Genomic DNA, 10,541 nt, shown 5'->3' on the forward strand with positions numbered 1-10,541 from the left:
TGCCCGGCCGCTCCCGGCCCGTAACTTCGCCTGGCACACGCATGAGCTCAGCCGAAGTGATCCTCAGCTCCGACGATGCACGCTTCGGCCACCAGCGTGGAGGCGGTGCACGCTCGCTTGAGGCCCGCGACTTGACCACTCTGGCACCGGACTGCCCGAACCGACAGCCGCCAAACTCTGATCGGCAGCCGCCTGCCGGGCCAATCGCGACAACAAAATACGTGATACCGGGAGCCATTTAACGCCATTTCAAGCCAAAAAACCGCTTGAAATGGGGGAAGCCGACGCGCGGACTCGAACCGCGGACCCCTTCATTACGAGTGAAGTGCTCTACCAGCTGAGCTACGTCGGCGCGCCCCGCATTGTAGGGACTCTCCCGGCCCGCTCGCGCGGTGGCCTCACCCGGTGCGTGTGTACGCGATCTCCCATGCCGGCTCCCACGTCGCACCGCCGTCCTTCGAGCGCTCCCATAGCCAGCGAAAGCTGTCGGCCTCGATCTCGCAGAACACCATCCGCAGCTCTACCAGCACGCCCCCGCGCACGGTCGACATCTGCAGCACGAAGGTGTCGCCGTCGGCGCCGCCCGTGAGCGCGAAGTAGCTGCCCTGGTCGTCGACCCACGTCTGGCGCCACACATCGGCCTCGGCATCGAAGACCGAGACACTGAACCCCGTCAGCTCCATGGAGGGACGCCCCTCGAAGCGCTCGACGACGACCTTGTCGTCGAACTCGCGGGTGATCGTGTTCGTTCCCTCGCCGCCCTCCCACCGGGCATGCCAGGAGCCCAGCCAGAAATCGAGCTCGGAGCCGTTCGCGTTCGTGTCCTATCAGTTTGCGCCATCGCCGGCTACGGCGCCGTGTCGTCGTTCGCCTCACGGAGGGCGCGGATGTCGATCAGATCCTGGTCCCGGCCGGAGAGAGTCTTCAGGTCGATCAGATCGTCGTAGCCGGCCACCCAGACAGTGCCGAAGGGGTAGTGCCCCGGCACCGCGCGAGAGCGAAGTCGCTCGTAGTCCCGTGGCACCTCGAGAGCGCCCGCTAGGTGCTGAATCACGTCGAGACGGCCGTGGGTCGTCCTCAGATCCCAGTTCGCACCGCCTCGCAACGCTTCGGCGGAGAGTTGCACCGGCATCTCCTCACCGCGAACCTCGTCGACCGCGAGCAACTCTGCACCGAGCTCGCCAAGCGCAGCCGACAACCGGGCGAGGTTCGCTGCGTCCGGCGAAGGCACGATGTCGATGTCCTTCGTCGCTCGCGGGAAGCCGTGGTAGCCAACCGCGAGACCGCCGACGAGGAGGAACTCGACCTCGTTCGCGACGAGTGTGGCGAGGATCGCGAACAGTCCTGTCTCGTCGTGAGGCCGAGACGAGCGGCCGCCCTCTGCCTCCTTCGGATTCACACCGCGCGCTCCCGACTCCGCTCGGTGAAAGCGGCGACTCGGCTCAGCTCGGCGGCCTCGCGGACGCGCTCCTCGGGCGTCGTCGCGCAGAAGTTCGCCCGGAGCTCCTGCTCGGAGACGTTCGGACGCGGCAGTGCCGCTACATCAATCCGAAGAACGCGCCTCCCCTGCTGCGCTGGGCTCCAGCCAAGGCGCTTGACGGCCGGCGCGATGCGGCCACCCATCGCGACCCCGTCCGCGGCCATCCGGTACGCCTGGTCTGCGAGCTCGAGAAACCGCCGCGACTCCAGCTCGTGCCGCGACGAGCCCGGGCGCACGACGACCGGGAGGATGCCCCGATCGACCCAGCGGTCGAGTGCGGTGACGCTGATCCCGAGCACTGCAGCTGCTTCGTGTTTTTCACCAACTATTTGGGGATGGAAGGGTGATCCGCACCGTCAAGCCCGCTCCTCCGTCCCTCCCCACGTTCTCGACGCTCGCCGTCCCCCCGTGCGACTCGGCGATCGCCGCCGCGATCGCCAGACCGAGGCCGGCACCGCCGGCGTCACGCGAACGCGACGCGTCTCCCCGGTAGAAGCGCTCGAACGCGTGCGCGAGCTGGTCGTCCGAGAGACCCGGCCCCGCATCGATCACCTCGACGACCGCGAGATCGCCTTCGTACACGACGCGCACGGTTCCGGGGGTGCCGGACGGGGTATGCGCGCGGACGTTCGCGAGCAGGTTGTCGAGAATCTGTCGCAATCGCTCACTGTCCCCCTCCACCTCGACCGGCGACGGCGCCTCGAGGACGAGATCACGATCCGGATCGAGCAGCCTCGCCGCCTCGACCGCCTCGCTCGCAACGTCGACCAGGGCGACGGACTTGCGCTCGAGCGGACGACCCTGATCGAGACGCGCCAGGAGCAGAAGGTCATCGACGAGCAGGCCCATCCTCCGGGACTCACGCTGGATCCCCGTCATCGCGCGCTCGAGATCGTCCGGACGCTCGCGGGCGCCGCGATCGAACAGCTCGGCGTACGCGCGAACAGCAGCGAGCGGGGTACGAAGCTCGTGCGATGCATCGGCGACGAAGCGGCGCAGGCGCTGCTCCGATTCAGTGCGCTCGTCGAACGCCTCCTCGATTTGGACGAGCATCGTGTTCAGCGCTCCGCCGAGGCGGCCGACCTCCGTCCTCGGGTCGTCGTTGTCGACGCGTTGCGAGAGGTCGCCTCCCGCGATCGCCGCCGCCGTCACCTCGATCCGCCCGAGCGGGCGCAGGCCGACACGAACGAGCCAGAGACCTCCCAGCAGCGTCGCGAGGAGCACGGATCCGGCGACCACGATCTCAACGAGCAGGAGCTGATGGAGGGTGTCGTCGACCTCGTCGAGCGGGGCGGCCACGATGAGGATCTGACCGCTGTCGCGGAGTGGCTCGAGTACGACGCGAAAGCGCGTGTCGCCGCTGGCCGCCGAGACCGTGAACGGCTCACCGCCCGCCGCGGCCCCCTTCGCGCTCTCGGTCGAGAGATCCGGTTGCGGGAGTGGCGTCTCGCCGGGCCGTGTCCCGATCGGAGCCCAGCGAATCACATCGCTCGCGTCGATCGAACCGATGTAGATCCCCGGGTTCGCAGCGCCGAGCGCGTCGAAGCTGCCCGGGCCGCGCGGTCTGCCTCGCTCGAGCGAGCGCTCGATTGCATCCGCACCGCCGGTGACGGTGCGATCGACACGATCGACGAGGAACGAGCGCAGCGACGCGTAGGTGGCGATCCCGGCGACGATCAGGCCGGCCGCGGTCAGCGAGACGACGACGGTAAGGAGGCGCGCTCTCAGCGACACGGGTGGGTCACGCAGGGGAGATGTGCGGTCGGAGCGTTCAGACGATCTGGCGCCTGGCTGACGCAAGGCGCCCCAGCACTCGCCGAAGAGCGAGGCTCCGGCGCACCGACGGACAATCCAGGCGCCACAGCTCTACGACTCGCGCAACGCGTAGCCGACGAGGCGTACGGTCTGGATCAGCGGGGGCCCGAGCGGGTCGAGCTTCTTGCGCAGGTAGCTGACGTAGGTCTCGACCACATTCGCGTCGCCTCCGAAGTCGTAGTGCCAGACGTTGTCGAGAATCTGGCGTTTCGTCAGTACGCGCCTGGGATTCAGCATCAGGAAGCGGAGCAGCTCGAACTCGGTTCGCGTCAGCTCGACGGGCTGATCTCCCCGCCGCACCTCGCGCGTTGCCTCGTCGAGCGTGAGGTCGGCGAAGCGCATCGCGCCGTCCGTCTCGCCGCGGGTTCGTCGCAGCACGGATTGCACGCGCGCGACGATCTCGGCCAAGCTGAACGGCTTCGTCACGTAGTCGTCGGCGAGCGCGAGCCCAGCAACCTTGTCCTCGGTTGCATCCTTCGCGGTGAGGAAGATCACCGGGACGCGATGGTTGCCGTCCCTGAGCCGACGCGCGATCGAGAACCCGTCGAGGTCGGGCAGCATCACGTCGAGCACGATCAGGTCGGGCCGGAACTCGTCGATCGCCTGCTCCGCCGCTCGACCCGCGCCGACCTCCATCGTCTCGTAGCCCTCGTAGCGGAGGGCGGTTGCGACCGCATCCGTGATCGAGGGCTCGTCGTCGACGACGAGCACCCGGGCGACACTCGTGGGGACCGATGCGACCTCTGCCATCGCTCGTAGAGTGCCACGGGTTCCTGTGAGCCGCCTGTGCGACGGCTGTGGGCGCGCGAAGAGCGCCGGGATCAGGCGTCGATCTCCGCCGCGACGGGGAGCACGAGCTTCACCGCATCACCCACGCTCACGGTGCCGGGCCGGAGCACGTCGGCGTTCAGGGCTATTCGGCCGCGGAACCGGCGGCCGATGTCCTTCAGTACGTCGGGATCGCGTTCGAGCGTGTCCGGGTCGACGGTGGTCATCGGACAGCGGCCACGCAGCGAGTCGAGCCAGACCACAGCATCGCCGATCCGGAGCTGCGCCCCCTCCCACTGGCGCTCGGCGAGGCCCTCTACTCCACCGATCACGATGTTCGGTCGCAGCCGGCGGACGTCGCGGCCGAACTCCGCCACGGCGCCGTCGGTGGCAACGAGGAGCGGGAGAATGTCGAACCGGGCGAGCCCGTCGAACGCGACGAGTTCCGCGTCGTCTCCCGCCGCAGCCTGAACGAGCGCAAGCGCCTCCTGAGAGTCCCACGCATGTCCGTCGATGAGCGGCCGCCCGGTGGGATCGAGCGTGCCGTGCAGGCCGAGGAGGTGGTGCTGGCGGCGCGACGTGCGGACCCCCTCCGGGCCGCGAACGTGGACGATCCGGTCGCCGGGGATGCCGTTCTCTGTCAGCTCGGCCGTCTCGAGCCGCTCGCCTGCGAGGGTCTTCACGGGATACCGCCAGAGCTGCTCGACGAAGAGGTTCATTGCGACGCCTCGATCAGAACCGCAGCAGCATCACGTGCCGCAACGATTGGCTCGCATGAGCGCAGCACCGCGGCCTCGACCATGCCTCCGTCCAGAAGGACGCCGATCATCCGGCCGAGCCGCTCTGGCTCGGCGTAGCCTCCGTCACGGGCGAGTGAGATGAGATAGGCCAAGAGGCTCTCCTTATGGGCGGCGATTATTCGCCGGTGGGTGTCGTCGATCTCGACCGTTTCGGCGGCGGAGTTGACGAAGGCGCAGCCGCGATAGCCGGGCGACTCCGCCCATTCCGCGATCGCATCGAACGCGGCAAGGAGCGGCTCCTCGCCGGCCATGCTGCGACGATCGACCGACGACGTGAACCACTCCATCCAGGTCGTGTGCCGGTCGGTCAGCCACGCGGCAACGAGCTCGCGCTTGGAGGGATAGAGGGAGTAGAGCCGGCGAAGCGAGACGCCCGAGTCGTCGCGAATGTCCGCCATGCCGACGCCCGCGATCCCCCGCGCGTAGAAGACCGCGTTCGCCGACTGGAGCACGGCTGCACGAGCCTCGTCGTTGTCGATCGTGGCCGCGGGGCTCACTGGAGCGGAATTCCGCTGTCGTCACCTTCAGCCCGTGGGCCATGAATGCGTCTCTCGGCCGCAGTGATCGCGAGATCGTTGATGCTCGCCTCGCGGCGGCGCATCAATCCGTCGGCGTCGAACTCCCAGAGCTCGTTGCCGTAGGAGCGAAACCAGTTCCCCTCGGCGTCGTGCCACTCGTACTGGAACCGCACCGCGATCCGGTCGTCGCCGAACGTCCAGAGGTCCTTGCGCAGGACGTAGTCGAGCTCCTTCTCCCACTTGCGCGCGAGAAAGGCGCGGATCTCTTCGCGGCCCGCGACGAACTCGTCGCGATTGCGCCAGATCGAATCGATCGTGTACGCAGCGGCGACGCGATCGGGGTCGCGGGTATTCCAGGCCGCCTCGGCGGCGAGCACCTTCTGACGGGCGGTCGATGCCGTGAAGGGTGGGACGGGTGGACGGGGTGTCATCAGAGCTCCTGGTATGAGAACAACGATTCTCACTATAGGAGAACGACCATTCTCATGTCAAGTCGAGACGGTTCAGACGAAGGCGCGTCGCAGCTGCACGAACAACGCGTCGAGCCACAGGCTCGGATTCACGTTGAACTCCTCGGCCGAGCGCCAGGACTCGCGCACGAGAGCAGCCGCGCGCTCGGGCTTCCGGCCGAGCTCGAGTGCGACATCGGCCCTCAGCTCCGCGAGGTGATCGGCGTGGGTCACCGTCGTCTCCGCCCCGTTCGCGACGACGACGAGGTCTCGGTACCACGCAGCAAGCTCCTCGAGCTGGGCGAGCATCTCCTCGCGTTCGGCGCCGCGCTGCACACGCTTGACGCGCTGCTCGGCGTCCTTCGAGTTCAAATCGAGACCGTCGACGACGGTCTCCTCCGCCTCTTTCGCGGCCGCGCCGCTCAATCCGATCGCCTCGAGCAGCACGCTCGCGGCCTCGTTGGAGTAGTACGGAGTCTGGGAGTACGGGCCGCGCGCGGCCGCGATGATCGCCGAGCGCCGAGCGCGAACTGCCGGATCGATCAGCCGCGCCGCACGATCGAGACGCCCGGCGGCAACACGGGCAATCGCCGTCGCCTCGCTCTCGGAGAGCTCGGGTGCGCGCTCGTCCAGCCAGCCCCGTACCGCGCGCCCGGAGAGACGCCGGAACGGCACGAGCTGGCAGCGCGAGCGGATCGTTTCCGGGATCGGCCCGAGCTCGTCGGCGACGAGCACAATCGTCGCGTACGCGGGCGGCTCCTCGAGGTCCTTGAGGAGCGCGTCGGCCGCGTCCGGATTGAGCCGGTGCGAGCCGAGCAGGAGGTAGACACGGCGATCCGCCTCGAAGGGCCGGAGGTGAAGGTCGTGATGCAACTCGCGGATGACGTCGATCCGGATCATGTCGCCGAGCGGCTCGACAACCCTCAGGTCGGGATGCGTGCGCTCGGTAACCCGGCGCGGGTCTCCCAACAGGGCGCCGGCGAACGCGAACGCGGCGGCCTCCTTCCCGACTCCCGCAGATCCATGGAAGAGAAATGCGTGTGCGTCTCCGTCGGCGAGCGCCGAGGAGAGCAGGCGTTTAGCCTCGGCCTGTTCAGGAATTCCCGCGAATGGCTCCATAGATCTCCTCGGCGATCAGCTCGGGCGCGACGGTTCCATCGACGGTCACGTAGCGCTCGGGAAAGCGCGCGGCAAGGTGCCGGTAGCCATCGGCTGCGCGCCCGTGGAAACCGTCGTCCTCGCGCTCTATCCGGTCGCGCTCGTCGCTCATCCGAGAGACGGCACGACCGGACTCGATGTCGATCAGGATCGTGCGGTCGGGCATCAGTCCGCCCACGGCCGCAAGGTTGAGCTCGAGCACCCGCTCGAGGCCGAGGCCCCGGGCAATCCCCTGGTACGCAACGGACGAGTCGACGTATCGATCACAGAGCACGGTTGCTCCCCGGGCGAGCGCGGGCCTGATCAGCTCTTCGACGTGCTGTGCCCGGGAGGCGGCGTAGAGAGCGGCCTCGGCCCACGGTGCCATGTCCCCGCCGTGCAGGACGAGGTTACGGATCTCCTCACCGAGCGGAGTTCCTCCGGGCTCGCGCGTGATCACGACCTCTGCGCCCTCTGCTTCGAGCCGTGCGGCAAGGAGGCGTACCTGGGTCGTCTTACCGGAGCCGTCGAGTCCTTCGAAGGTGATGAACATCTGCCAGTACATTACGGCGATGGCGGTCATCGTTACCGGAGGTGCCGGCTTCATCGGCTCGCACGTCGTCGAGGCGCTCCTCGAGCGCGGCGACGAAGTGCACGTCGTCGACGATCTCTCGACGGGCTTCCGCGAGAACGTTCCCGCCGGAGCGCCACTTCATGTGCACGACATCCGTGAGCCACTTGACGACATCGTCCGGGAGGTGGACGCGCGCTCCATCGTCCATCTCGCAGCGCAGGCCGACGTGCGCGTCTCGGTCGAGGAGCCGTACCGCGATGCAACGATCAACGTCCTCGGCTCGGTGAACGTGCTCGAAGCTGCCCGCCTCGGCGGCGCTCGCGTGGTCTTCGCATCGACCGGCGGCGCGATCTACGGCGAGTGCCCGCGGCCGGCCCGCGAAGACGATCCCTGTCTGCCGCTCTCCCCCTACGGTGCCGCAAAGCTCGCCGCCGAGGGCTACCTCGGTGCTTTTGCCCGACTCAACGACGTCTCCCATGTCGCGTTGCGCTTCGGGAACGTCTACGGCCCGCGGCAGAACCCGCACGGCGAGGCCGGCGTCGTCGCGATCTTCCTTGGACGACTCCAGGCCGGGCAACAATGCCGCATCTTCGGGGACGGCTCGCAGAGCCGCGACTACGTCTACGCGGGCGATGTCGCCCGCGCGACGGTCGCGGCGCTCGACTGCGACGTGGGCGGCGTGTTCAACGTCGGCACGGGGATCGCGACAACCGTGCTCGAGCTCTACGACGCGTGCCGACTGATCGCCGGCTCGGACGCGGTGGCCCTGCACGAGGCAGAACGGCCGGGCGAGCTCCTCCGCAGCGTGCTCGACGGGGAGCACGCCGCCGCGACCCTGGGCTTCCGCGCCGAGACACCCCTCGCTGCCGGTGTGACCGCCACCTGGGCGGCGCTCCCACAGCCGGGATAGCTCGGGAAGAAGGAGCGAGCCAGTCCCGGGCGAAGGATTCCGGCGTGGAAGTCTCTTTCCATCACAACGAGCAGCTCGTGCGCCCCTGGCGCACGGCGGCCTTCGCCGCCGCCGCCGTGGCAGCCGTCGAGCTCGTCGTTCTGATTGTCGTCGGCGGCGCACTCATCGCCAAAGCTTCGACCGGTACCTCGGCAAAGCCCGTCCAGAAGGCAGCCCTAACGAGGACTGCTGCTACGAAGACCGGATCGAGCTCCGCCGGCGCGAACCCCCGTCGCGCTGTAGTCCCGGCCGCCCGACTGCCTCGAAGCCGCGTCTCCGTCGTCGTGTTCAACGGCGGCACCAGGCAGGGCGCAGCAGCAGCGACGGCTGCGAAGGTCTCGCGGCGCGGCTACCGCATCGGCAGCGTCGGGAACGCACCGAGCTCTGACTTCACGCGAACGCTCGTGATGTACCGCAAGGGATTCGAAGGCGAAGGCCGCCGGCTCGCGAGCGACCTGAGCATCAAGATCGTCGGGCCGCTCGACGGGCTCCGCACCGCACAGCTGAACGGCTCGCACGCAGTCGTGATCATCGGCGGCTAACCCGCTCTCACCGACCACAGGCAGGATTCTCGGTGTCGTTGACGGCGTCACGAGCACGATCCAGCTCGCTTCCGCGATAGAACAGAGTGCTCTTCGGGTCGAGCGTGTAGGCAGCGTTCAACGCGAAGTACGCGCCACAGAGATCGCCCTTGATGTAGCGAAAGAGGCCGAGCTCGTACCAGGTGGCCGGATTCTCGGGCTGAAGTCGTGTCACCTGAACGTAGAGCGCATCGGCTGCGGACGCGTCGCGGACTGCTGTGGCAACGGTCGCCCGGGCGTAGAGCGGCTCGGGTGATAGCGGGTTCAGCCTTTGCGCGCGACGAGCGGCCGACGCGGCCGCGTCGCTCCGGCCCTCACTGACCTTGGCGTAGGCGCGCTCCACCTCGCGGGTCGAGAGCGCAGGTGCGACGACGACCCAGAGAGCGGCGGCCGCGGCCGCGGCGATGCCAGCCGTCGCGAGCCCTCCTACCCTCGCTGCGGGCGGACGCCCGGCACCGAGGAGGGTTGCGGAGACGAGCATCGTCGGGCCCGCGACGGCGAGCAGGTCGAGATCAATGTCGACGAGAGCGTGCAGGCCGAACGCGACGGGCAATGCGACGACCGCGGACGCAGCGGCGCGCTCCTCGCCCTCGAGCCGACGAAACGTCGCGCGGATCCCGAGTGCGACTCCGATGACGAGCGTCAGACCGAGGAGGAACCCCGGAAGCCCCGTGTCCGATAAGAGCTGCAACGGGACGCTGTGGGGCGCGCTGACATTCTGGGCATTCACGCGCACGCGCTTGCGCGCGATCTCGAACGTCGAGGCCCCTGTTCCACCCGCTGGGCTCGCGCTGAAGATCTCCCACGCCTCCCCCCACCAGACGGTCCGGCTGTTGGTCTCCAGCTGGCCGAAACGCCCCGGGCCATTGACGACCTCTCCCGAGCTCGAGAGCTGACCCGAGGCCCACGTGACCGGATTCCCCACCGCTGCGACGAGACCGAGAAGGCCGGCTGCGATCAGCACCGCGGAGCCGCCGAGCAGTCCGCGCATGACCGCGCGGCGGCGCGTGTCGACGAGTCGCACCACGGGCACCTTGTAGACGGCGACGATCACGACAACGGCACCGAGCAGTGTCAGCACACCGAACATGGTGCCGCTCGAGGCACGGTCGGGCGACGCGACCCCGTCCTCCACGAGAGCGGACTGCGTGAGGGCCCAACCCGCAACGAGAAGGCCGGAACCGCATGAGATCATCCCGAAGAGCGCCGCCTCGATCCGATTCGTCGTCAGCGCCAGAACGAGGGCGAGGACGGCCAGGCCGGCGATGACCCCGGCTCGAGACTGCGTGAGCAGAATCACGAGCGTTGCGACGTACAGGAGAAGTGCACCAGCGGGACGCCCGAAGCGATCGCGGACCGCCGCGACGAGCCACAGTCCGAGGCCGAGGGCGGCATCCGCGAGGAGCGCGAGCGCATTCCAGTATCCGATCGATCCGCGTAGCCGCGCTACGCGACCTGCATCGTCCGGGC

Annotated in this window: 13 protein-coding genes and 1 tRNA gene; 2 read left to right on the forward strand and 12 right to left on the reverse strand. The window is 68.4% G+C overall.

Annotated elements, in window-relative coordinates; translation table 11 throughout:
* Positions 1-279: 279 nt before the first annotated feature.
* The 11 genes from ABIR74_RS10205 to tmk all read right to left on the reverse strand — a co-directional run bounded on the left by ABIR74_RS10205 (position 280) and on the right by tmk (position 7,550).
* Positions 280-352 (reverse strand) — tRNA-Thr (locus ABIR74_RS10205).
* Positions 353-398: 46 nt separating this feature from the next.
* Entirely contained in the window at positions 399-683 is a 285-nt protein-coding gene (locus ABIR74_RS10210; RefSeq protein ID WP_348177701.1) for a hypothetical protein, read from the reverse strand.
* A 164-nt stretch (positions 684-847) separates the two neighbouring features.
* Positions 848-1,399 carry a DUF6036 family nucleotidyltransferase gene (locus ABIR74_RS10215; protein ID WP_348177703.1) on the reverse strand — a complete coding sequence of 184 codons (552 nt, stop codon included), beginning with the start codon at positions 1,397-1,399 and terminating at the stop codon, positions 848-850.
* Entirely contained in the window at positions 1,396-1,779 is a 384-nt protein-coding gene (locus tag ABIR74_RS10220; protein ID WP_348177705.1) for a hypothetical protein, read from the reverse strand. Before ABIR74_RS10220 ends, ABIR74_RS10215 begins: the two co-directional genes overlap by 4 nt.
* Before the next feature lie 19 nt (positions 1,780-1,798).
* Complete coding sequence (locus ABIR74_RS10225) at positions 1,799-3,214, reverse strand: ATP-binding protein (RefSeq protein WP_348177707.1); 1,416 nt, start codon at positions 3,212-3,214, stop codon at positions 1,799-1,801.
* A gap of 132 nt (positions 3,215-3,346) precedes the next feature.
* The gene (locus tag ABIR74_RS10230) at positions 3,347-4,045 is read right to left on the reverse strand and encodes a response regulator transcription factor (RefSeq protein ID WP_348177709.1); all 699 of its coding nucleotides are present in this window, start codon (positions 4,043-4,045) and stop codon (positions 3,347-3,349) included.
* Between the two features lie 71 nt (positions 4,046-4,116).
* A complete protein-coding gene (locus ABIR74_RS10235; protein WP_348177711.1) occupies positions 4,117-4,782 on the reverse strand; it encodes an MOSC N-terminal beta barrel domain-containing protein in 666 nt (221 codons plus the stop codon).
* Positions 4,779-5,360: a TetR/AcrR family transcriptional regulator gene (locus ABIR74_RS10240; RefSeq protein ID WP_348177713.1), complete on the reverse strand. Its 582-nt coding sequence runs from the start codon at positions 5,358-5,360 to the stop codon at positions 4,779-4,781. Before ABIR74_RS10240 ends, ABIR74_RS10235 begins: the two co-directional genes overlap by 4 nt.
* Positions 5,357-5,812, reverse strand: coding sequence for a nuclear transport factor 2 family protein (locus tag ABIR74_RS10245; RefSeq protein ID WP_348177715.1), 456 nt, complete (start codon positions 5,810-5,812; stop codon positions 5,357-5,359). The genes ABIR74_RS10240 and ABIR74_RS10245 overlap by 4 nt, the downstream gene beginning before the upstream one ends.
* Before the next feature lie 72 nt (positions 5,813-5,884).
* The gene (locus ABIR74_RS10250) at positions 5,885-6,949 is read right to left on the reverse strand and encodes a hypothetical protein (protein WP_348177717.1); all 1,065 of its coding nucleotides are present in this window, start codon (positions 6,947-6,949) and stop codon (positions 5,885-5,887) included.
* The gene (tmk, locus tag ABIR74_RS10255; protein ID WP_348177719.1) at positions 6,924-7,550 is read right to left on the reverse strand and encodes a dTMP kinase; all 627 of its coding nucleotides are present in this window, start codon (positions 7,548-7,550) and stop codon (positions 6,924-6,926) included. Before tmk ends, ABIR74_RS10250 begins: the two co-directional genes overlap by 26 nt.
* Between tmk and ABIR74_RS10260 the strand changes: the two genes are divergently transcribed.
* Positions 7,540-8,451 carry an NAD-dependent epimerase/dehydratase family protein gene (locus ABIR74_RS10260; RefSeq protein WP_348177721.1) on the forward strand — a complete coding sequence of 304 codons (912 nt, stop codon included), beginning with the start codon at positions 7,540-7,542 and terminating at the stop codon, positions 8,449-8,451. The genes tmk and ABIR74_RS10260 overlap by 11 nt on opposite strands.
* Positions 8,452-8,495: 44 nt before the next feature.
* Positions 8,496-9,032 carry a LytR C-terminal domain-containing protein gene (locus ABIR74_RS10265; RefSeq protein WP_348177723.1) on the forward strand — a complete coding sequence of 179 codons (537 nt, stop codon included), beginning with the start codon at positions 8,496-8,498 and terminating at the stop codon, positions 9,030-9,032.
* 7 nt (positions 9,033-9,039) lie between these two features.
* On the opposite strand, the gene ABIR74_RS10270 is transcribed toward ABIR74_RS10265, so the two are convergent.
* Positions 9,040-10,541: O-antigen ligase family protein (locus tag ABIR74_RS10270; protein ID WP_348177725.1), on the reverse strand; the 1,502-nt coding region annotated here is incomplete at its 5' end.

Source organism: Gaiella sp., from assembly GCF_039915195.1.
Lineage (GTDB): Bacteria > Actinomycetota > Thermoleophilia > Gaiellales > Gaiellaceae > Gaiella.

Excerpts from the sequence above, each read along its gene's own strand:
- ABIR74_RS10210 (WP_348177701.1), bottom strand. The coding sequence starts at position 683 with ATGGAGCTGACGGGGTTCAGTGTCTCGGTCTTCGATGCCGAGGCCGAT.
- tmk (WP_348177719.1), bottom strand. The coding sequence starts at position 7,550 with ATGACCGCCATCGCCGTAATGTACTGGCAGATGTTCATCACCTTCGAA.
- ABIR74_RS10230 (WP_348177709.1), bottom strand. The coding sequence starts at position 4,045 with ATGGCAGAGGTCGCATCGGTCCCCACGAGTGTCGCCCGGGTGCTCGTC.
- ABIR74_RS10245 (WP_348177715.1), bottom strand. The coding sequence starts at position 5,812 with ATGACACCCCGTCCACCCGTCCCACCCTTCACGGCATCGACCGCCCGT.
- ABIR74_RS10260 (WP_348177721.1), top strand. The coding sequence starts at position 7,540 with ATGGCGGTCATCGTTACCGGAGGTGCCGGCTTCATCGGCTCGCACGTC.
- ABIR74_RS10235 (WP_348177711.1), bottom strand. The coding sequence starts at position 4,782 with ATGAACCTCTTCGTCGAGCAGCTCTGGCGGTATCCCGTGAAGACCCTC.
- ABIR74_RS10250 (WP_348177717.1), bottom strand. The coding sequence starts at position 6,949 with ATGGAGCCATTCGCGGGAATTCCTGAACAGGCCGAGGCTAAACGCCTG.